Here is a 21,899-nt window from a genome sequence, read left to right on the forward strand (position 1 = left end):
TCGCTCGTGACGCAGGCTAACCCCGCTCTGCCTCGAACTGGCTGATCTGACCGATACGGCGGACGTGGCGCTCCTCGTTGGAGAAAGGCTCGTCGAGGAAGAGGTCGATCAGGTGAATCATTTCCTCCTCAGGGTGTTGACGGGCTCCGAGCGCGACAACATTCGCATCGTTGTGCTGGCGGGCCAGCAGCGCGGTCGATTCGTTCCAGACGAGGGCGGCTCGCACACCATCGACCTTGTTGGCGGCGATCTGTTCACCGTTTCCGGACCCACCCAGCACGATGCCGAGGGCGTCTTTTCCTGCCTGCCGGTCCGCGACAACGGCCTGCGCGGCGTGAATGCAGAAAGCGGGGTAGTCGTCTTGCGGATCGTAGGACTGAGGGCCATGGTCGTGAACCTCGAATCCGCGCTCCCGCAGGTGTTCCTGAATCGCATGCGACGCATCGAGCCCCGCGTGATCTGTAGCAATGTGGACGATACGAGGAGTGCTCATGTCGAGTCCTTTCATCATGGTGAAGCGGCGTTGCTGACGTGAGGTCTGTACAGTGACCTGTTCCAATCGTAGCCATCGCATCGGCGGGATCCCAATCGGTTCGCACCTGTGTGCGTCGTCCGCCACCCGTCCGGGGTGCGCGTTCGCACAGGATGCAGCCGTGCTGGTTGGTCACGCCGTCCGCCACCCGCCCGGGGTGCGCAGGGTAGAGCGGCTCTTCACGCTCTAGGATCTGTCTATGAGCAACCACGATGCTGAATACGGTTTTCCGGTTGAGAGCGCTCACGCTGCTGACGCGGAAGTGCCGATCCCTGCGGGCGCACTCAGCGACCAGTCCTTCGTGCGGGTCGATACGTGGTTGTGGGCGACTCGGCAGGTGAAATCACGTTCGGCTGCGACGGCTGCCGCCCGCGCCGGTCACGTGAAAGTCAACGGGGAGGCAGCGAAAGCCGCGCAGAAAGTCAGAGTCGGCGATGAGGTGCGCCTGCGCGTCGAAGGATTCGATCGCGTGTTGGAGGTGCGTCACCTCCTGGCTAAACGGATGGGCGCTCCAATAGCGCGGCAGTGCTACGTTGACTTGTCGCTTCCACGCCCGCGCCTCTCAATTCCGGTGGCTCGGCGCGAAAAGGGCACAGGTCGTCCCACCAAGAAAGAGCGTCGCGAACTTGATCGCCTGCGCGGACGTGACTCCTCGATCCGCTGGCGTTAGCTGCCCCTCGCTCAGCTCAGCGCACCGCGCTCAGCCCTCCTGCTCGAAGGCCTTATGCAGCGCCTTTTTCCACGACCGATAGCGCTGGCGAATCGTCGCGCCTGACACGATCCGCTCGCCTGCAGCCCGCTGTTCAGAGGCCCATTCGCAGTAGTTCTGGTAGGTCAGACGATCTGACACCTGCGAGCTGGAGGATTCCTCACCGGATTCTTCGTGCAGTTCGTCGTTGAATTTCTGCAACGCCTTCATGATGTCCTCATCACTGAAGCGCGTGGCTCCTACCCGCCTGCCTGAATACGTCGCAATACCCAGACGGGACAGAGCTGTGTTCCATCTGCCGTCGCCAACACGCGTGGCGACAGTGCGGGCAGTCGGCGGCCACAGCGCCATTCCGGCGATCGATCCTACGTTCCAGGCTTCCAGCAGAGCCGAGCGGGCGCGGTCAAAATCAGCCACAGAGATCGACGCCTGAGAGGCCTCACCAGACACCTTGTCATTCGTCTGTGTGACCCACCACACAGTGCGAACGATGTTTTGTGCGATCTTCTCCGCAAGTTCGTCCGGGTGCTCCAGCCCATGATGACGGATAACAGGCTCAACAATATCGTCGATTTCGTGCCAGGTGTGAGGCGTACCACCCTCAGTCAGAAGAACAGCTTCAGTCGGCTCACCATTATTCGCAACATATTCAGCCACTTTCCCGGCATGAACATAGGCGAGAACCAACCAAAAACCTGCAATAAGCTCATCAGGTGAAAACGCAGGTGTTCTGTATGACGTAAACATGGGCACGTCGGAAGTTTACTCGATTAACCTGAAATGTCCATCGGTCACGCAACAGCGCAAAAACGCCATAGCGAGCATGACGACACAGCGTCTCTTACCATGTGTGAGTGCGTGAAAACGTCACGCACTTCGATGGAATGGAAAACGCGTGCTTTTTCGTTTTGTTTGGCGCTATCTGCGTACACGCCTTCTTGAAGTGATCGGCATTATCGTGCTGCAGGTAATCGCAACCATAGCCGCACTGAATCTGCCGAACCTCAACGCCCGCATCATCGATGAAGGCGTCGCACAAGGTGACACTGACCTGATCTGGGAACTCGGCGCAATCATGATGGGGATAACTCTCGTCCAGGTGATCACCACTGCGTTTGCCGTCTATTTCAGCGCCCGTACTGCGATGGGTCTGGGTGCCTGGGCACGTCACCGGCTCTTCACTCATGTGCAGTCCTTCTCCGCTCAGAACATGCATGACTTCGGCGCCCCTTCCCTGATCACGCGTTCCACCAACGATGTGCAGCAAATCCAGATGGTCACCCTGATGACCTTCCTTATCATGGTTCAGGCACCCATTAACGGCATCGGTGGAGTCCTGATGGCGCTGCGCCAAAACCAACGCCTCTCACTATTGCTCCTGGTCGTCGTCCCCATTCTCGCAGTCGTTGTCGGCGTCATCATGGCGTTCCTCGCACCGCAGTTCGCCCGCCTGCAAAAACGCATCGACACGATGAACACCGTCCTGCGCGAAGAGCTCACCGGCATCCGCGTCATCCGCGCATTCGTGCGTCAGCCGTTTATCCGCGAGCGCTACGACTCGGTCAACGCGTCTGTACGGTCAGTCTACCTGCGCATCGGTATCCTCTTTTCGATCATGTTCCCCTCGGTGACGCTGATCATTTCGATCTCATCGGTTGCAGTGGTGTGGTTCGGCGGATCCCTGATCGACAGCGGCAACATGCAGATCGGTGCGCTCTTCGCCTTCATCAATTACCTCGGCATGATCTTCATGGCCGTCATGATGGCCGCCATGATGTTCGTGATGGTGCCTCGTGCCGGCGTCGCCGCACACCGTGTCACCGAGGTTCTTGACTCAGCTCCCACAGTTGTCACGCCCGCGGATCCCCAGTCCCCCTCGAACATGCAGACACACAATGACGAGGGCGACGCCGCCGCATCCGAGGATTCTCACCACAACACCGCGCCTGACCCGGGCCAATGGGTGTTCAGTCTTGACCACGTCAGCGTGCATTACGACGGGGCACTCTCACCAGTCCTGAATGACATCTCGATCACTCTGAAACCAGGAACGACAACCGCAATCATCGGCTCAACTGCTTCAGGCAAGACCACACTGGTGAACCTGTTGCCGCGCCTGATGGATCCTACAGACGGAACCGTCCGAGTCAACGGCGTCGATGCGCGCGACATAGACCTGGCTCAGCTACGCCAGCACATCGCGATGGTGCCGCAGCATGCGTACCTGTTTTCCGGCACCATTGCGCAGACAGTGTCCGGTTTGTTGGACGTGACACGAACCGACAACCTGACAGACGAGCAGCTTTCCAGGGTGGAGCGCGCACTCGAGGGCGCTCAGGCCACGGAGTTCGTCTCCAAGCTTGATGGCGGTGTGAATTATGACGTCGATCCGGGCGGGTCGAACTTCTCCGGCGGTCAGCGCCAGCGCCTGTCGATTGCGCGTGCCCTGTACCGCGATGCCGACCTGTATATCTTTGACGATTCTTTTTCCGCGCTGGACTACGCCACAGATGCGCGCCTGCGGGCAGGTTTATCTGATCACACCGGCAACGCAGCGATCGTGGTGGTGGCGCAGCGCGTTGCATCGATTCGGCATGCCGACACGATCATCGTGCTGGAAGATGGTCACATCGCCGGTCGCGGCACGCATGAGGACCTGATGAAGAGCTGTACGACGTATCAGGAAATTGTTGCCTCACAGCTCAGCGAGGAGGAGGCAGCATGAGCACTGATTCTCAGCCACAGCGCCGGCGCCGCGGCGGGCAGTCCAACCGTCCTCGCGGCAACCGCGGGGTCGCACCTGGAGGCAAGTCGAAGAACTTCTCCGGCTCGTTGAAACGCCTGATCAAGTCACTGCGACCCGATGCATTCATCATTTTCATCACCTTGCTGGCATCTGCAACATCGGTGGTTCTGTCAGTGATTGCACCGAAGATTCTCGGCCGCGGCACAGACATTATCTTTAACGGCGTCATCGGGAAGATGATGGCGGACGCGCCCTCGAAAGAAGCGGCAATCGAGGCGATGCGCGCCTCGGGTCATGATCGTTTCGCTGACATGCTTTCTGCGATGGACGTCGTGCCCGGCCAGGGAATCGACATGAGCCAGTTGGGCAAGGTCCTGCTGACGGTGTGCGCAATCTACGCCGCCTCAGCGTTGGTGGGGCTGGTCGGTGAGATTCTGCTGCGCATTGCCGTTCAGAACGCCGGGTGGCGGATGCGCGATGAGATTCAGCGCAAGATCGAACGGCTGCCGCTGAGCTACCTCGATCAGCATTCGCGCGGTGATCTGATCTCTCGCGTCTCCAACGACGTCGACAACGTCACGCAGGTCATGAACCAGACGCTCTCCCAGTTCTTCCAGTCAGTCCTCACCGTCGTTGGCATTGTCGCCATGATGGTGTCGATGTCGTGGAAGCTCACGTTGTTGGCGATGGTGATCATTCCCTTCGGTGCAGCGATCGCCGTCTACCTGATGAAGAAGGCGCAGCCGCAGTTCGTTGAGCAGTGGAATGCGACCGGCGAGGTTTCCGGCGTCGTGGAGGAAGCGATGACGGGGCACGAGGTCGTTGCGCTGTACGGGTTGGAAGAGCGTTTCACCGACGAATTCAACGACGCCAATACGCGGCTGTATCACTCATCGTTCAAGGCGCAGTTCATCTCCAACCTGATGATGCCGTTGATGGGGTTACTGTCCAACGGGTCGTACGTGGTGGTCGCCGTGGGTGGCGGGCTGATGGTCGCCAACGGTGGAATGACGTTGGGCCAGGTTCAGGCCTTCATCCAGTATTCGCGTCAGTTCTCGCAGCCTCTGGGCCAGTTGGCGTCGATGGCGAACTCCCTGCAGTCCGGTATCGCTTCGGCTGAACGCGTCTTTGAGTTCCTCGATGCACCTGAGATGGAGCCGGATAACGGGGCGTCCTCGTTCGCGCTGGCCCATGTGGAGGGCACTGACGAAACGCCAGAAGCTGCCAGCAGCCAGACATCCTGGGGCGGTCAGGCAAGCACGGCAGAAAATGAGCACGTGCGCGGGCACATCGTCTTTGACCACGTGCGCTTCGGCTATTCGCCAGATAAGCCCGTTATCAAGGATCTGTCGGTGGAGGTACAGCCTGGCCAAACTGTCGCGATCATCGGGCCAACGGGTGCCGGAAAGACCACGCTGGTGAACCTGCTCATGCGCTTCTACGAGCTGGACTCCGGTGCGATTCGGATCGACGGCGTGGATATTTCGACGATCAACAAGGATGTTCTGCGCTCCCATATGGGGATGGTGCTGCAGGATACATGGCTGTTCGAAGGCACGATTGAGAAGAACATCGCGTTTGGGCGTGAGGGCTCCACACCTGAGGACGTCAGGCAAGCCGCGAAGGAGACGGCGGCGCATCGCCTCATTACGCAACTTCCCAATGGGTATGACACGAAGGTTGCCGACCAGGACGACCAGATTTCGGCCGGTGAGCGCCAGCTTTTGACAATTGCCCGCGCATTCATCGCGCACCCGGACCTGATGATCCTCGATGAGGCAACATCCTCGGTTGATACGCGCACCGAGGCACTGGTACAAAAGGCGATGGATCAAATCAGCCAGGATCGCACCTCGTTTGTCATTGCGCACCGCCTGTCAACGATTCGCGATGCGGACCTCATTTTGGTGATGGAAGACGGCGACGTGGTGGAAACCGGTCGCCACGCCGAACTGCTGGAACGCGGCGGCGCGTATGCCCGCCTCTACCAGGCTCAGTTTGCGGGCCCAGCAGTGACGGACGAGGACGATATCGCATAGGCTCATGAATGGACGCTTGGGCACGTAAGCTGAAGTGGAGCACGTGCCCGAGCATGTTGACAGATCATGAGAGGAGCCAGCCATCATGGCGACCGCATCGGCAGACATTCCACAGATCCCCACGCTTTCCCTGGCCACAGGAGCCACGATTCCTCAGCTGGGTTTTGGAACCTACAAGATCACTGAGCATGTCGTCGAAGCAGTGTCCAACGCGCTTGCCCTGGGGTACCGCCATCTCGATACGGCACAGATGTACCACAATGAGGCCGAAGTCGGGCAGGCCTGGGCACAGTCAGGCGTTGCGCGTGAAGAATTGTTCATCACGACCAAGCTGGACAACCCCAACCATGAGCCTGATGTGGCGCGCGCCGCCTTCACGCAGTCACTGAAGGATCTGCGCACCGATTATGTGGACCTGTTCCTGATCCACTGGCCACTGCCCACGCTCTACGGCGGCGACTTTGTCACCACGTGGAAGGTGCTCGAGGAGTTCTACGAAGACGGCCGAGCCCGCGCCATTGGCGTGTCCAACTTTGAGCCGCACCACCTGGAGATACTGCTGGAGCAGTCCAGTGTCGTCCCGATGGTCAACCAGATCGAGTCACACCCCTACCTGCTCAACCAGGAGGTGCATGACTTCGATGACAAGCATTCGATCATCACTGAAGCGTGGTCGCCGCTGGCGCGTGGCCGGGCAGCATCTGATGACCGCCTCAGTGAAATCGCGCGCGAGGTCAGTGAGCAGGCGGAGCGCGACGTGTCAGCTGCTCAGGTGGCTCTTCGCTGGGCTTTGCAGCGCGGCGATGTCATTTTCCCGAAGTCCGTGACACCGGAGCGACAGCGTGCCAACATGATGCTCTTTGATATTGAGCTGACCGATCAGCAGATGGCTGCGGTGGCCGCCCTCGACGAAGGGGAAGAAGGCCGCACGGGTGCTCATCCTGACGTGATGGATCGTCTGTGAGCGCGCCACCTCCCTACGCGCCGGAAAAGTCACGTTCGCACACAGGCCTGTGGATCAAGCTTGTGGTGATCGTCGTGCTCGCCGCCGCCCTGGTGGGTGCAGACCGCTACCTGGCACACCGCGTCGAAAGTGACCTCGCGTCCAAGGTTGAAAGCGCGCCTGGCGCGGTCACTACCTCTCAGGGAACCACCGACGAGGGGGGCGCTGCTGACGGCGAGGATGGCGTTGACGTGTCAGTTGTTGACATCCCGTTCCTCACGCAGGTTCTGGGTGGGGCGATTTCGACGCTGGATGTGCATGTGCCCGGATGGGACGTGGATGTGTCCGGGAGCCAGTTACGGCTGAACGATATCGACATCAGCGTGCACAATGTCGGGACGTCCTCGCCCTATCACGCGCAGTCGGTTGAAGGCACCGGGCGGGTCAATCAGGATTCGTTGCAGCAGGTTCTGGATGATCAGCTGCCTCAGTACATCTCAATGCCCGCTACTGTCAGCGTCACCGATGAAGGCGTGAGCCTCGGCATGGAAATCCTGGGCCAGCAGGTCACGGCGATGGCAACACTGGCGATCGGTGACAACGGTCGATCCCTGGTGATCACGCCCACCACCATTCAGGCCGGAGCGCTCAATCTTCCGCTGGATGACCTGCTGACGGAATTCAATCTGGACGATCTGCGCGTTCCACTGGATCCGCTGCCATCCGGGCTCATGATTTCGTCACTGCAGACCTCGGACAGCGGCCAGATCACCGCAACGCTGACCGGCGCTGATATCGATCTGGAAACGCTCTTCCGATAATTGCAAAACCGCATAAGAAACCACCCGCCTGCCGGACTTATTTCAGATCCCAGCAAGCGGGTGGTTCTGTACCGCGCTAGTCGCCGGATCTATGCGGATCCCGGCAAAGCAGAGCGTGAGTACCGCAGCCTTCTGGCCTCAGTGCCTCGGCTCCTCGCGCAGAGGCCGACTTCAGTTTTCGTCGGAGTCGCGCGCGTCAGCTTCGATGGTCTGCGCTTCGTCATGAGCACTGTCCTCCACCGCAACAGCGATCTTGCGCGGTTTGGCAGCTTCTGCGACCGGAATGGTCAGCGTCAGAACACCGTCACGGTACGAAGCGGAAATTCCGTCCAGAGCCACTCCGTTGCCCAGTGTCAGCTGACGGGCAAACGCACCGGATGGGCGCTCGTGGGAGAGCCACTGAATATCTTTGGCTGTCTCCGCCTTACGCTCAGCGCTGATGGTCAGCGTGCGCTCTTCCACGTCAATGTCGATCGTGGAGGGGTCAACACCGGGCAGATCCATCTTCGCGATGAACTCATCGCCGCTGCGGTACAAATCCAGCGGCATGCCGGGGTTGGCCGGAGCCTCACGCATCACTGAGTTGAAAATACGGTCCATGTCACGCATGGGATCAAAACGAGTCACCATAACAATCTCCTTCACTTGTCCAAGGCTCTCGGCCCCCTCGTGACCGCACCTTGGTGGCTCTTTCCAGAGCCTCTATTCGCTTGATGGTTCTAGTCTGCATCGACGAGGATGGCTCCGCAAGCAAAGTTGAGTCTCTTTCACTCAAGGCTGAAAGTTGACACACCTAGACTCAACTTTCAAAAGTAGCTGCACTTGTCGATGACTCACTGTGACGATCACCGAATTGCAGGCCAATGTCCCCCCAACAGAAGTCCCTTCAACTCGCAGGTCTTCATTGTGAGACACCCTCGCAAACAGACGACGCGATCGGTATCGTCGAAGACATGTCCGGATTAAAAGATCTTGATTCAGTTCTTGCAGCGCTTGACGCCACCCCACAGGGTGTCTACGTCTTTGCGTCAGTTCACTCCATTCCTGAGGGGCTCCAGCCTTTCGCAACAATCCAGGAAGAAGAAGGCATCACCGTTGTCGTCGCTGAAGACGATGCGCGCGAAGCTGGCCTGCCGATGGACGAACGCTATGCTCTGATCACGTTGGGCGTGCATTCCGCACTGGATTCAGTGGGCATGACCGCCACCATCACCCAGACACTCGCATCGCGATCCATCAGCTGCAACGTGATCGCCGGCTACTACCACGACCACCTTTTTGTTCACGTGGATCGAGCAACGGAAGCGGCATCCATCCTCGACAATCTGGCACGTCAGGCACGAGGCTGGCTGCCACCAGCCCAGGCCTAGTACCGCGCGGTGCCACGCAGATACGGATCTGGCCACGCCATCTCGGAGCGAAGACGCACCGCCCATACGTGCGGCAGCATCGGATCAGTCAGAAGCGGGCGCCCCACTTCGATCATGTCGGCGCGACCGTCCACCAAAATCTGTTCCGCCTGTTCAGCTCCCGTAATAAGGCCCGCGGCTGACACCGGCACATCGGTAATTCCTGCATCATGCAGGCCTGTGCGGACAGCCTCCGCGGCGAACACCTGATATCCCACGCCACCGTGGATACGGGCATCCGGCACGTTCCCTCCGGTCGACATATTGATCATGTCGACACCGCGAGCGCCTTCGTGAGCACTGAACTCAGTGCCGGGGCGTGCCAGTTCACGGGCAAGACGTACTGTTTCTTCCAGTGTCCAGCCGTCGCGACCATCCTCGGGGTATTCCTTCGTCCAGTCAGTGCCCGACAGGCGCACGCCCAGGACGACCTCGTCGCCAATACGTGAACGGATTTCCTGTGCTATGCGGCGCAGGAAACGCGTGCGGCCCTCGAAGTCACCGCCCCACTTGTCAGTGCGTGTGTTGGAAAATGGTGAGAGAAACTCGTGAATCAGGTAGCCGTGAGCGCCGTGGATCTGCACGCCGTCGAAACCTGCGCGCATGGCCCGCTCTGCCGCGTCACCAAACGCGCGGATCAGGCCGTCAATTTCCTCACCTGTTAACTCACGAGGCGTCCCCAACCGCTCATTGAACGCCACGGCCGACGGGGCAACGGTTTGCCACTCAAGTTCATGGTCGCGTTGATCCGAGATCGGAAGGTCACGCCCTGCCTGGCGTGCCCAGCGGCGAGAATGTTCCACCGCCCAATCCACCGGATCTGACGCCTTACGTCCGGCGTGGCTGAGTTGGATCAGGGCAGTCGAACCGCCAGCGTGGATCGCGTCAGCTACGCGCGCAAAGGCCGGGATTTGCTCGTCAGAATGCAGGCTCAGGCAGTACGGGGAGATACGCCCCTCTGGCACGACCCCGGTCGCCTCGACAATGACGGCTGCTGCACCGCCGAGCGCCCTCGCACCATAATGCACCACATGCCAGTCGGTCGGCTGCCCCATTGTGGGGCCTGACGGGAGGGCGGAGTATTGACACATCGGAGGCATCCACACGCGGTGTGCAATGCGGCGCGCTCCCACTTCAATCGGTTCAAACAAACGCACACGAGCCATGCGTCCACCCTACCGATGTTCGGCGTCCTCACGATAGCCCGACAGCAGTGCACCACTGAATTCACTGAGCGCATACATAGAATCGGGGGAGCTGCCGCCACGAAGCGGCGTCTGCCTCGTTACCCCTGATGAGAGGGCGAACATACGCCGCAAGAGAACAGGAAATTGCTGCCGAGCCTGTGCCGGGCCCGTCAGATGAGGGCGAGTGCGACTACGCTAGGAGGTATGGCGAAGGAGCAAGAGACCCACGACCGGGCCATTGTGCGGCTAGCTGATGGCACCGTCAAACAGACGAACCTGCTGTCCGGCACTGAAGTGTGGACCGTTCCCGGCCGGGGACACCGCCCTTTATCCGTGCCAGTTGAGACGCCCGAGCAGCTCGACCCAGATCAGCACGGCAAATACTGCGCCTTCTGTGAGCAGCGCTATCTGGAGACTCCACCCGAAAAGGCTCGTCTGATTCGCGACGAGGACGGCAACTGGAAACAGCTCGAAGCACTGCCAGCCGATGAGCTGACGTCGACTGTCGCTGAGTTCCGCCGCATCCCAAACCTCTTCGAAATCGTGTCCTACAACTACTGGCACCTCAACCACGGTCACGTTCCATCTGAAGCTGAGCACCGTCGAATGGCTGAATACCTGGCTTCCTCGACTGGCTATGACCACGTGATGCGGGTTGTGCGCGCGCGGATGATGGCGGGCGGCATGTCCGAGGAGGACTTCGATGCTCTGTCCGATTCAGAAAAGCTCCAACAGGCGAACGGGTTTTTCTCCGGTGGTCACGACGTGATCGTTGCGCGCCGACACTATGTTGATGGCGCGACGGATAATACGCAGCTGGCGGGGTCTGGCACCCTCACCCCGGAGGAGCACTATCAGTACACGGCATTCACTACCCGCGCGATGGCTGACCTGTACGGGTTGGATCCTGCTGTCAAGTACGTGGCAGCGTTCCAGAACTGGCTTAAACCGGCCGGCGCGAGTTTCGATCACCTGCATAAACAGCTGGTCGCAATTGACTCTCACGCGGTTCAGACTGAGGCAGAGCTTTCCCGCCTGCGAGCGCAGCCGGATCTATACGACGACATTTTCTCGGTCGGTGTCACGCGACGCCTGCTGATTGCGCAGAATGAGCACGCCATTGCGCTGGCCGGTTTTGGTCACCGCTACCCCACCATTGCGATCTGGCCGCTGGGCGAGCCGGTCAACCCATGGCACGCCTCCGATGAGCAGGTTCGCGGAGTTTCTGACTTGCTGCATGCTGCGCACGTGGCCACCGGGGTCGACGTGCCATGTAACGAGGAGTGGTATCACCGACCGCCCGGGGTGTCGACGCCGATGCGGTGGAGGATTTTGCTCAAGTGGAGAATCTCCACATTGGCCGGGTTCGAGGGCGGCACTCGCATCTACCTCAACACGATCGACCCGTGGACTGTGCGCGAACGCGTTGTGAAGCGCCTGCTCGAAGAGCGCGGAAAGGGCACGATTGCACCGATGAAGATCGGTGATGAATGTTCGGCTGATCCGAGCCTGCTGCACGGCGAGGGGTGACGTTCTGTCCGCGCGACGCGGTCCGACCTTCCACTCCACAATTCCTGGGCAGCAGAGCACAGCGCCGTGCGCCTCACCCTCGAGCAGTGTGCCGCTGGTGTCTCGCAATTTGGGCATATTCCCCCATTAATCTGAGAATTACCTGAAAACTCTTGAGTATGGATTTGATGCCAGCTACTGTGTGGAGAACGTTATTCCGATCAGGGGTGATCCGGTAATCATCCCACCGAAGGAGATGAAACATCATGGCTTCACGTTCACAGATCGCACGAATCGGAGCTGTTTTGGCCATTGCAGGTCTTGCAGTCGCGGGCTGCTCAGGTGGCGGTGCGTCAGACGGCGGCGACATGTCAGTGCCGGGCCAGTCAGAGGTAACTACGGACACCACGACCCAGAGCTGACCCCATCGCTCTGCGAGTGATCAGCGACTGAGCTATTCGTAACCCCGGTGCCCCTGCTGTTTTTCGAAGCAGCAGGGGCACCTTCTGTCACTATCACCCCATCTCTCGTATCTCCTCCACCCGCTCACGTCCCCTCCCCCACTCACGTTCCCTCTCGCACTCACGATCCGCAAACTGACCGCACCACGCCATCTGCTCGCCTCGCGCCCCCGTTTCGGTTTTCCCGCGCAAGACACTCTCTCAGATCTGTCGACTCGCTCGCCTCGCGCCCCCATTTTCAGCTCTCCGGCAGGCAGTGCTTCCTGGTATCTGCGTGCCTGCGCGCACGATGCCCTGGATTTACCCCTCGCGAGTGCACATTCCCCTAGATCTAACCTCCACGGGTGCACATTCCCCTAGATTCTCACTCCTTTTTGCACAATCCCCTAGATCTAACGCCCGCACATTTCACCGCGTTTGTGAACATGCAGGTCACAGGGCATCCTATTTTTCGAGGGTGGCCCCGCCCGCTGTTGATCTAGGGGCTTGTGCATCTCAGCGCCTTAGATCTAGGGGCTTGTGCACCACAGCGCTTTAGATCTAGGGGTTTGTGCACGATGGAGCCTAAGATTTAGGGGTTTGTGCAGCACACAGGCCATGATCCGATCACTGCTCGACCCCGTGACAGGACCACGACGCAACCGGCCAAGCAAGAATAACCGACTGAGGCAAGAATCAACCGGCCGCGACAAGCGCCGACCGATTGACGACATAACGCATTTCGGGGCGGATCGGCACCGTGGCCGCGCACCGCACCGATATTGCAATGCCGGGAAAGCCGCCAAGCGCTGAAAGCTACAGGGAACCGAAAGCCCCCGAGCTGGAGCCGTCAGGAATCAAAAGCACCCGCCCATTTTGGTTGGAGGGTTGATGAGGCTGACCACTGCTCCTCACTCAGTTCCAACGCGCTATCTACGGGAGCTGCCACCCAACTCAATACGCTGTCGCTTGCCAGAGCGGCCGCCTGGTCACCCGGCCATGCGGCCGGCCAGGCAACAGCGTCAAGCGCCATAATGCGCTGTGCCATTGCGCCTTGCACGAAGTCGATCCACGCCTGCGCCCCGGCAGTAGGCAGGGAGCTGGCGGTGGGAACGGTGTCCGCAGTAGCTTGAGCCCCGGTCGTAGCTTCGTCACCCGGCCAGGACGCGACGAACACGGAGCGCTTCACGCAAGTCCCACCGATCAGCGCACCATATGATTCAACGCCGGTGTTGAGCAGCAGCGGCGCATGCGCCAAGTCAGAGGCGGCGACCACGGAATAGTAGGACGGCGCTGCTGTCGACGAGGCTGCTTGGTTGCTTCGCGACGAGGCTGCTGGGTTGCTTTGAGACGAGGCCGGTTGCTCACCTTGAGACCCGGCCGCCTGGCCGCGCGCGCTTTGAGTTCCCGCCGAGCTGTCTTCCGCCGCACCATCGCCCGTGGCGCTGTCTCCAGTTGCGCGCTGGCCACTCGCCCCCTGGGTGTCCGCGCTCACAGGTGCCCCGTGGTCAAGCGCGCTCCACGAGGAGGTTGCGCCGCTCCCCTTGTCGATTCTCACGCCACGCTTTGCGGCGTCCTTCCACCAGGTCGGAGCTTTGTCACCCTTCACGCTCGCCGTTGCCAGCATGAATGCTCTGCCGGCAGCAGAGGTCACCGGGCCGGGAACAGTAAACAGCACGGCATGCGCGTCATCAATCAGCTCATCAAAGGAGGCGGCAGCTTTCCCGCGATTAGCCTCAATAAACAGTCGGTCGACCGCGGCGCACACATCATCACGGCCATAGACCGTTGCATCTTTCAGTCCCAGATCGGCCAGGTCGGCCGGATCCAGTCCCATCAGCACGTCGGGGGTCCCCTCGTCAATAGCGGACAACAGGCTGCCAGCTTCACCACTGCGGCTGATGGGGAGAATTTCGGCCTTGAAGCCGCTGCGTTCGGTGAATTCCTCAAGTAGACGCGGGGGCAGCGAAACCTTGCTATCTGCCACCACGCCGATGCGCACGGTTCCCGTTCCGCGCGTGACGGCAGGGCCTTCGTCAGGTCCAGGGGCACCCTCGGGCCACGACTGGCGCAGCGAATCAGCGGACTGGCTGGTATCGCCTGCTGCGCCCGACATTGACGAGGGGGACGCGCCATCGGCCAACCCGACTGACTGGCTCGACGCGAACGGGTCGGTCACCGCGGTTGGATCGACTGAGGCGGTGCAAGCGCTCAGTGCAAGGGCGACACTCACGCACGCTGCCGCGCCTAGATACATGGGTCGGCGCGCGGATGGGTGTCGGCGCGCTGTGCTGAAGCGTCCTTGTGGCGCAGTGTTCATCGCGGCAGCCTCCCTTGTCGTTTCTGGTTCCATTGTCGCCTGTGCGCGGGCGGTTGCGGCGCATCCAGAGCGTATTTTGCGAACGCGATATTCTTTTTATCACGCGCCGCGCACGCAAATGGGGCATGATTACATCAGAGCCACGCCGCCACGCGTTGAGCTGGCGCTGCGTTGTTCGCCTTTTTGACAACACGTTGAGGAAACGGAGAACACTATGGATATCGGGTGGAAGATTGCAAGCGCCGGGTCAATGGCTCTGTCGGCAATGGTGGCGAACAAGCTGGTCGAAGGCGGTTGGAAGCTTGTCACCGGCAAGCCGATTCCACGCGAAGACGATGACAATGTCCAGATTGTGCAGCTTCTGGCGTTCGCAGCCCTGTCAGCGGTGTGCGTGTCGGTCATTCAGCGTTACGCCATCAAGGGTGCGAAGAAGTGGTACGGACCTGGTCAGATTGACGACTGATCACCACGACGATGTGTGGGCACGACGAATGGTGAATAATGCGTAGTCCCGCATGGTGATCGGAGTTTTCAGTGAGTGAGTTTCATGAGGGGTCGCCGTGCGTTCACTACGGCACTCCGGTTGTCTCTGGTGTGGCGTGGGCGCCCTCGGCGTGGGCCAGGCGCCCGACGCTGCCCGCGCAGGACGAGGCGGAGCTGACGCCTGATCAGCGGCCAGGCGCAATCGACGCGTACATGACGGCAACTGACGTGGTGGCGCAGCGCCTGTTTGAGCGTGCCGAGCACTCTGAAGGCAGCGCGGCCGAGGTTCTTGCCGTCACCGCGTCAATGGCGACCGACAAATCATGGCGCAAGGAGACGGTCAGGTACATCGAGGCAGGCGTTCCCGCTGTTCAGGCAGTGGTACGTGCTACCGCGAAACTGATTGATTCCTTTGAACGCGCCGGTGGCATTATGGGCGAACGCACTACCGACTTGCGCGATGTGCGTGACCGCGTCATCGCTGAGCTGCGCGGGGAGCCGGAGCCGGGTATTCCGCGCACTGATCACCCGGTAGTGTTACTGGCTGATGATCTCTCTCCTGCTGATACCGCAGGGCTTGACCCCTCGATGTATTCCGCGATCGTCACAGAGTTCGGCGGCCCGACCTCGCACACGTCGATCATTGCTCGCCAGCTCGGCATCCCGTGCATCGTGGCGGCCCGCACCATTGGGCAAATTGCCGAGGGTGTCCATGTCCTTGTCGATGCGCATACCGGAACAATTACGACGGGCGCCCGTCACTGTGACGCTCACGACGCAGTTGCTCATGAAGCTGAACGCCTGGCGGCGATCCGTGCCTGGCACGGGCCGGGACGCACGCGCGACGATGTGCGTGTTGAACTGTTGGCAAATGTGCAGGACGATGTGACGACGAGGTTGGCGGCACACTCTGGCGATGCGGAAGGTATCGGCCTGTTCCGCACAGAGTTGTACTTCCTCAACACTCAGGTCGAACCCAGCGTGGACGATCAGGCTGTGCTGTACGGGAAGGTGATGCAGGAGTTCCCTGAATCAAAGGTTGTGGTGCGCACGTTGGATTCCGGCTCCGATAAGCCTGTCCCATTCGCCCCGCTGCTGGAGGAAGCAAACCCGGCTCTGGGTGTGCGCGGTATCCGCACCACTGGCCACAACCAGGAATTTCTGCCCCGCCAACTCGACGCGATTAGATTGGCAGCTTCTTCTGTTGGGCATGAGCATGTGCTCGTGATGGCACCGATGATTTCCACAGTTGCGGAAACCCAGTGGTTTGCCGGCCTTGTCCATGATCGCGGCCTGAAAGCCGGCATCATGGTGGAGGTTCCCTCCGTTGCCATCATGATTGACAAGTTTGCGCCACTGGTGGATTTCGTGTCGATCGGGACGAATGATCTGACGCAGTATGTGATGGCTGCTGACAGAATGTCGCCCCACCTGGCCGAGTACACCGACCCGTGGCAGCCGTCGGTGCTGCGCCTCATTGCCCACACTGCGAAGGTGTGCCGCGAGACCGGCACAGATGTATGCGTGTGTGGTGAGGCTGCTGCTGACCCCTTGCTTGCGTGTGTCTTGGTCGGCATGGGTGTGCAGTCGCTGTCGATGGCATGCCCGGCTATCCCACCGGTGGGTGCTCGTCTGGCGTCAGTGACACTCGAGCAGTGCCAGGCAGCTTCCGTAGCCATCCGTGAGGCAACCAGCCCAGGAGAGGCGCGTCATTTTGCCCGTACCCAACTCCCCCCGCTCGCATCAGCTCACTGAGCGCGCCCAGGAAATGAACTCGTCGGCCGAGTAGACGGGTTTGCCCCACTTTGCGGCGTTCCTGGCTTTGCCGGACATGCTGGTCACGTCCGCAGCGATCAGAACGTCGCATCGCGTCTTTGACACATTGGGCGCGACAGCCAGGCCGCAGGTGTGTGCGAGGTTTTCCATCTGCTCGCGCGACCACACCTCACCGTCACACACAGCCGTGCCGGTGAAGCACACACGCACGGGTATAGCCGCATCACCGCTGTGTTCCTCAATGAACTGCGCCCACGTGGTCTGCTCGCCCCGAGTGCGGTAGTTGATCGCCACTGCGTACCGCCTGCAAAAATCGTCAATGAGCTGCGCGGCGCTGTCACCGAGCGTAAGCCCAGCGACACGTTCTTCGATCAGTGCGGCCACTTTCACCGGATCCCCGTAGGGCACGATTTGTCGCGGTGAGCGCGGCAGGAGCCATGCGGCTCGAGGCTCGTCGACCGGCGTGTATGCCGGTGCGCGTTCGGGCAGACTCGCATCTGCTGCATGTGCTGCGTCGCGCAGCTTTTCGGCCCGTGTGAGCGCGCTTGCTGTGCTTTGTGGCACCTGAACAGTGAGCACTGATTCGAGGGGTGCGACGATGCCGGTACGTTTGAGCTCATCATCCCAGATTCGCAGCATGTCGTCGTGTGCCTGTGCGACGAGGGTGTGGCCGGAAATGCGTTCTTCAACGGCTGGCCATATATCAGCCAGGCGCGGCGCTACCTGCAGGTCAGCGGCACGAATGTCATAGGTCGCTGCGGCATCTCCGATGTCACGCGTCGGGTTGATCAGTGAGGTGAGTGGGGCACCCTCGTCAAATGTGAAGGCGATTTCGAGGGGGCGTATGAACCCGTCGCCGTGACCGCAGGTGAGCGCGCCGCAGTATGCGCGACGGCCAGTGGGCAGGCCGGTTGTGTCAGCCAGGAATGAGCGGATGCGGTGATCGATTTTCACGTCGCGCGGGTAGATGGGGCGTGTCAGCACGAGGCCGTCGAGGCTGCGGCACCGTGACAGCGCTACGTAGAGTTGGCCGGCGGCGAATGTGCCTCCCGACAGGTCGATGACGGCACGGTCGAGGGTTTGGCCCTGAGATTTGTGGATCGTGATGGCCCACGCCAGTTTGAACGGCATCTGCGTGAAGGAGCCGACGACGCTGTGGCGCAGGACTCCACCTTCGACGGTGGGGTGGGTGATCTCCCATGCGTGTGGTTCAACGCTGACTGTCGAGCCGTCGCGCAGTTCAACGAGCACTTCGATGTCGTCATCGACACTGCATTCGATCGAGTCAGTCGCGGCGGTCGCGGCGGTGGGGTCGAAAGTGGGAACGCGGCCGGGCACCGTAGGGGCAGTATCGGGCACGGTACCTGCAGTGATGGGGTCGGACGCGGCCTGGTCGATCCCGTCGGCTCCTCCGATCCCGTCGATCCCGACGACGCGCCCGAGCGAGCCGTTCACCCACCTGTCAGCCGGGTCGTTGGTCAGCATCATGACCTGGGCGCCAACTTTGAATGACAGCACGGGGTCAGTCGGCGGCTCGAACTTGTCGAGGTTGCCTGATTGCGCTCCGTGGCACTGGATGAGCGGTGTCGGCAAATCATCAAGGTGTCGCCGGTTGCGCGCACCGACGATCCGGTTTGTCGTGGCGAGCGTGAGCCAAAACTCGTCCTCTGGTGGCGTGAAATCGTGGTTGACCTTGCTGTTCAGGACGCTGGTGATCGAGCGTGTCATGCGCCCCGACCTGATCGCGTTGAGCATCTGCGTCATCTGAGAATCACCGAGCTGGCGAAAAACCTTCGTCAGGTTGACGGTCGGGAACCGCTCGGCACTGTACGCGCTGGCAGAGAAGAAATACGGGGTGCCAAAAGCGGACGCGAAGTAGTCTTCTTCTCCCGTGTTGACCACGGGCGGCAGCTGGTAGAGGTCTCCGACCAGGACCAGTTGGACTCCTCCAAGAGGCTCCCCAGGGTGTGGCCCGTATTTTTCGAGGGCGAGGCACACCTTGTCTAACAGGTCGGCTCGCACCATCGACGCTTCATCAATGATGAGTGTGTCGATTGAGGCCAGCGTGCGCGAGAACCGCGAAGGCTTATACGTGCCGTTTCGCACGTCGTCGATCGTGGTATGCGGGGTGAATGAGAACAGGCGGTGCAGGGTGTAGCCGTCGACGTTGAGCGCTGCCACTCCGGTGGGCGCGGCGACCACGACTTTACGCTCAGTTGAGGCCATGAAGTAGCGGATCAGGGTGGATTTGCCCGTGCCGGCGTTGCCGGTCAGGAACAGGGACCTGCCGGCTTCCAGCATGTCGAGTGCCCGACGGAATTCGTCGGTGATCTCGATGGGTGGGGTGCTCACAGGGTCATGGTCTCACAGCCCACCGGCATCTGCGGACTGCGAGTGTACGGCAAGGTCGCGGCCATCGAACAGCGGCAACAGCGCGGCGAGATCTGTTCGCTGGCCGGATGCCTGGATCAGGCCGGCGGCGTCCCCCTCGTCCCACGACAGGTCGCCGGTTGCGAGGCGCAGCCACGTGGGCATCGACATTTCGACAACGGCAGGTGGGGTACCTCGACGGTGAGTGGTACCTTTCAGAATCTGGACGGCTCCGGCAGGAGGGACGCGCACTTCGACCGCGCGACCGGGGTGACGCTGCTCGAGCTCCTCCAGACAGAAACGCACTGCCGTCATCTGCTGACGGCGCGGGGTGTCATCGCCCTGTTCGCGCCACGTGCGCAGTGCATCCATGCCGGCATCGAAGTCGATTTTTCGTCGAGGCGTCATGGCGACCATTCTAGGCGCTGATATACAGCTCAGGCCGTGTCATCAGGTATGCGTTGAAGTATGCGAGCTGTGAGCGCAGGTCTTTTTGTGCCATCGCTGTGCCGTAGGGCGATTCTCTGGCTCCGGCAATGATGGTGGGCTTGTTCCCCAGGGGTTTGATCCGTAGAGTCGCGACATCCAGTCGAGGGCGTTCCTGAGAGCTCCGGGAATGGATCGGTTGTACTCCGGGGTCACGATCAGTACGGCGTCTGCTCTCTCAACATAGGACTTTCTACCTAGACGGCGCTAAAATGAACCTGCACAGCGAGTTTCACAGTTGAGACGCAGGGGCATGAAAGCAAGGATGCATACCTGATTGCACCGTCGCCTCGTCGCTGAGCTGAAAACAACCAGAAAGGTATCAACATGGACGGAACAATGCGCGCCCAGCGCTTCTACGCCGACAGCAAGACCATGAAGGTTGAAGACATCCCGATCCCCTCCCCCGGACCAGGCGAGGTCCTCATTAAAGTTGCCTACTGCGGCATCTGCCACTCTGACCTGTCACTGATCGACGGAAACTTTCCACCACAAGTTGACGTGGTGACGCAGGGCCATGAATGCTCGGGTGAAATCGCAGAGCTGGGCGAAGGTGTCACCGGGTGGAAAGTGGGCGACAAAGTTATTCCCGTGTCCGGCAGGTCGTGCGGCGAGTGCCGTGAATGTCGCCGCGGCAACGAAGGAGCCTGCCAGAATCTTGAGCTGATGGCGTTCGCCTATGACGGCGCCTGGGCGCAGTACACCATCACTCCCGCTGCTGGCCTCACGCGAGTTCCCGAGGGTGTCCCGATGGATCAGGCAGCGATCCTGGCTGACGCTGTTGCTACACCTTTTAGCGCGGTCAAGCGCACAGGGCGGGTGTCGATCGGCAATGCGGTTGCGGTGTGGGGCCTGGGCGGCGTGGGAACGCATATCGTTCAACTCGCCAAGCTCGCCGGCGCTATCCCGGTCATCGGGATTGACATTAACGACGCGGTCTTGGAACGTGCGAAGGAGTTGGGTGCTGACTATACGTTCCGGTCAGATGATCCGGACTTGATGGAGAAGATTACGGAAGCGACGGGCGGGCGAAAAATCGATGTCGCGTTCGACGCCGTTGGTTTGCAGTCCACGTTCAAGCAGGCCATTGCCTCGTTGGATTTCAATGGGCGAGCTGTCCTCGTTGGCCTGTCAGGTCAGGAAATTGACGCTGGCCCCATCTTGTCTTTCGGTTTGCAGCGCAAGCAGGCGTTCGGCCACCTGGGCTACAAACCTGTCGACATTTACCTGTTGGCAGAGCTGTTGAAGGACGGGCGTCTTGACCTGTCGCAATCGATCTCTGGTGTGGTCCCATTGTCTGAGATCGAACGCGGTATTGAAATGATGGAATCGAAGGAGGGCAACCCGATTCGAATCCTCGTCGATCCGTGGAAATAGTTCCCCAATGATCCCGCCTCGGCGGCATGCTGTGTGAAGGAACGCATCGCTGAGAAGTTAGGCCGTCACATCACGAACGCCCAAACGTAGTGAGTCGCTGGAACTGCTTAACCTCGGGTGGGCGTCAGTTCTACGAACTGACGCCCACATTTGGGATCAGTAAGCGCGAGTTGTATGCGCTGATCGCCCTGCTCCTTCACAATAGATAGCGGGGGAATTCGAGATGGATGACGTGGATTTTCAACAAGCAAAGGCGATGTACATAGCCGCTCGCAAGAATGAGCGTGCACGTATCCGAAGCGCTCTGCAGGTTGCGGGATTCCAAGTCAAATCAGGGAACAACGCCGGGCAAGGATTAAGATCCTACACAAGCGGCGGCCGTCTTTTGCCACCTTTTGACCTTTCAAATTGGATGTGGATTGAAGCACAGCGTGATGGCGTGTGCAAGACGCCGGTTCAGCGAATCATCGGAAACAGAACCGATAATCGTCGCCACTGGCAACATCATGAGAGATATTCTTTCATCTGCCGCCAATACCAACCAGCAATGCACGAACGTTCGCACCCGCAGTTATGCGCGAAATTGATCGTCGATACCTGTTCTTGTCGTGCCTACTCGCAGTCCTTTTCACTCGCCAATGCTCAGTCTCTCCATGCCCTTGAATCAAAAGACATTTCGTCCTAAAAACCTCAGCACGAAAGCAACTATAGCCCTATAGAACGGTTCGCACCTCGACAGTTTCACGTTGAAA

The 21,899-nt window shown here is 60.2% G+C and carries 19 protein-coding genes and 1 pseudogene; 12 read left to right on the forward strand and 8 right to left on the reverse strand.

What is annotated here, in order from left to right; genetic code table 11:
• Positions 1-16: 16 nt before the first annotated feature.
• Positions 17-493 (reverse strand): ribose-5-phosphate isomerase, encoded by a 477-nt coding sequence (locus BLT69_RS08820; protein WP_058237894.1) that lies wholly within the window; start codon positions 491-493, stop codon positions 17-19.
• A 238-nt stretch (positions 494-731) separates the two neighbouring features.
• On the opposite strand from BLT69_RS08820, the gene BLT69_RS08825 reads away from it, so the two are divergent.
• On the forward strand, positions 732-1,202 hold the full coding sequence (locus tag BLT69_RS08825; protein ID WP_070727699.1) for an RNA-binding S4 domain-containing protein: 471 nt from the start codon (positions 732-734) through the stop codon (positions 1,200-1,202).
• Between the two features lie 30 nt (positions 1,203-1,232).
• Here the strand turns inward: BLT69_RS08825 and BLT69_RS08830 are convergent, their stop codons facing one another.
• Positions 1,233-1,994, reverse strand: a complete 762-nt coding sequence (locus tag BLT69_RS08830; protein WP_157886391.1) for a hypothetical protein — start codon at positions 1,992-1,994, stop codon at positions 1,233-1,235.
• Positions 1,995-2,136: 142 nt separating this feature from the next.
• Between BLT69_RS08830 and BLT69_RS08835 the strand changes: the two genes are divergently transcribed.
• The 4 genes from BLT69_RS08835 (at position 2,137) to BLT69_RS08850 (ending at position 7,790) form a co-directional block, all read left to right on the forward strand.
• Positions 2,137-3,966: an ABC transporter ATP-binding protein gene (locus tag BLT69_RS08835; protein WP_070727708.1), complete on the forward strand. Its 1,830-nt coding sequence runs from the start codon at positions 2,137-2,139 to the stop codon at positions 3,964-3,966.
• Positions 3,963-6,026: an ABC transporter ATP-binding protein gene (locus BLT69_RS08840; protein WP_070727712.1), complete on the forward strand. Its 2,064-nt coding sequence runs from the start codon at positions 3,963-3,965 to the stop codon at positions 6,024-6,026. The genes BLT69_RS08835 and BLT69_RS08840 overlap by 4 nt, the downstream gene beginning before the upstream one ends.
• Before the next feature lie 85 nt (positions 6,027-6,111).
• Complete coding sequence (locus BLT69_RS08845; protein WP_070727714.1) at positions 6,112-6,990, forward strand: aldo/keto reductase; 879 nt, start codon at positions 6,112-6,114, stop codon at positions 6,988-6,990.
• Positions 6,987-7,790, forward strand: a complete 804-nt coding sequence (locus BLT69_RS08850; RefSeq protein ID WP_070727718.1) for an LmeA family phospholipid-binding protein — start codon at positions 6,987-6,989, stop codon at positions 7,788-7,790. Before BLT69_RS08845 ends, BLT69_RS08850 begins: the two co-directional genes overlap by 4 nt.
• A gap of 171 nt (positions 7,791-7,961) precedes the next feature.
• Here the strand turns inward: BLT69_RS08850 and BLT69_RS08855 are convergent, their stop codons facing one another.
• Positions 7,962-8,420: an Hsp20/alpha crystallin family protein gene (locus tag BLT69_RS08855; protein ID WP_070727721.1), complete on the reverse strand. Its 459-nt coding sequence runs from the start codon at positions 8,418-8,420 to the stop codon at positions 7,962-7,964.
• Positions 8,421-8,743: 323 nt separating this feature from the next.
• On the opposite strand from BLT69_RS08855, the gene BLT69_RS08860 reads away from it, so the two are divergent.
• On the forward strand, positions 8,744-9,160 hold the full coding sequence (locus BLT69_RS08860; RefSeq protein WP_070727963.1) for an ACT domain-containing protein: 417 nt from the start codon (positions 8,744-8,746) through the stop codon (positions 9,158-9,160).
• Here the strand turns inward: BLT69_RS08860 and BLT69_RS08865 are convergent.
• Positions 9,157-10,365, reverse strand: coding sequence for an oxidoreductase (locus BLT69_RS08865; RefSeq protein WP_070727724.1), 1,209 nt, complete (start codon positions 10,363-10,365; stop codon positions 9,157-9,159). The genes BLT69_RS08860 and BLT69_RS08865 overlap by 4 nt on opposite strands.
• 225 nt (positions 10,366-10,590) lie before the next feature.
• Between BLT69_RS08865 and BLT69_RS08870 the strand changes: the two genes are divergently transcribed.
• Positions 10,591-11,916, forward strand: coding sequence for a DUF4921 family protein (locus BLT69_RS08870; RefSeq protein WP_070727727.1), 1,326 nt, complete (start codon positions 10,591-10,593; stop codon positions 11,914-11,916).
• Between the two features lie 245 nt (positions 11,917-12,161).
• A complete protein-coding gene (locus BLT69_RS10850) occupies positions 12,162-12,317 on the forward strand; it encodes a hypothetical protein (protein WP_157843524.1) in 156 nt (51 codons plus the stop codon).
• A gap of 868 nt (positions 12,318-13,185) precedes the next feature.
• On the opposite strand, the gene BLT69_RS08875 is transcribed toward BLT69_RS10850, so the two are convergent.
• Positions 13,186-14,655, reverse strand: coding sequence for a type 2 periplasmic-binding domain-containing protein (locus BLT69_RS08875; protein WP_092648842.1), 1,470 nt, complete (start codon positions 14,653-14,655; stop codon positions 13,186-13,188).
• A gap of 214 nt (positions 14,656-14,869) precedes the next feature.
• Here BLT69_RS08875 and BLT69_RS08880 point away from each other — a divergent pair, with 214 nt between their 5' ends.
• Both BLT69_RS08880 and BLT69_RS08885 read left to right on the forward strand, forming a co-directional pair.
• Positions 14,870-15,118 (forward strand): DUF4235 domain-containing protein, encoded by a 249-nt coding sequence (locus BLT69_RS08880; RefSeq protein WP_070727732.1) that lies wholly within the window; start codon positions 14,870-14,872, stop codon positions 15,116-15,118.
• Positions 15,119-15,189: 71 nt separating this feature from the next.
• Positions 15,190-16,893, forward strand: coding sequence for a phosphoenolpyruvate--protein phosphotransferase (locus tag BLT69_RS08885; protein ID WP_092648843.1), 1,704 nt, complete (start codon positions 15,190-15,192; stop codon positions 16,891-16,893).
• Here the strand turns inward: BLT69_RS08885 and BLT69_RS11200 are convergent.
• The 3 genes and pseudogenes from BLT69_RS11200 to BLT69_RS11260 all read right to left on the reverse strand — a co-directional run.
• On the reverse strand, positions 16,882-19,266 hold the full coding sequence (locus BLT69_RS11200; RefSeq protein WP_070727740.1) for an AAA family ATPase: 2,385 nt from the start codon (positions 19,264-19,266) through the stop codon (positions 16,882-16,884). The genes BLT69_RS08885 and BLT69_RS11200 overlap by 12 nt on opposite strands.
• 12 nt (positions 19,267-19,278) lie before the next feature.
• Positions 19,279-19,692, reverse strand: coding sequence for a sterol carrier family protein (locus BLT69_RS08895; RefSeq protein ID WP_070727965.1), 414 nt, complete (start codon positions 19,690-19,692; stop codon positions 19,279-19,281).
• 42 nt (positions 19,693-19,734) lie between these two features.
• Positions 19,735-19,941, reverse strand: a pseudogene (locus tag BLT69_RS11260) (NAD(P)H-dependent oxidoreductase); the annotation flags it as partial.
• 156 nt (positions 19,942-20,097) lie between these two features.
• Between BLT69_RS11260 and BLT69_RS08905 the strand changes: the two are divergent.
• Positions 20,098-21,147 carry a zinc-binding dehydrogenase gene (locus tag BLT69_RS08905; protein WP_092648844.1) on the forward strand — a complete coding sequence of 350 codons (1,050 nt, stop codon included), beginning with the start codon at positions 20,098-20,100 and terminating at the stop codon, positions 21,145-21,147.
• Between the two features lie 223 nt (positions 21,148-21,370).
• Complete coding sequence (locus BLT69_RS10855) at positions 21,371-21,832, forward strand: hypothetical protein (protein WP_141757415.1); 462 nt, start codon at positions 21,371-21,373, stop codon at positions 21,830-21,832.
• Positions 21,833-21,899 lie beyond the last annotated feature (67 nt).

Source organism: Schaalia radingae (genome assembly GCF_900106055.1).
In the GTDB taxonomy this organism is placed as follows: domain Bacteria; phylum Actinomycetota; class Actinomycetes; order Actinomycetales; family Actinomycetaceae; genus Pauljensenia; species Pauljensenia radingae_A.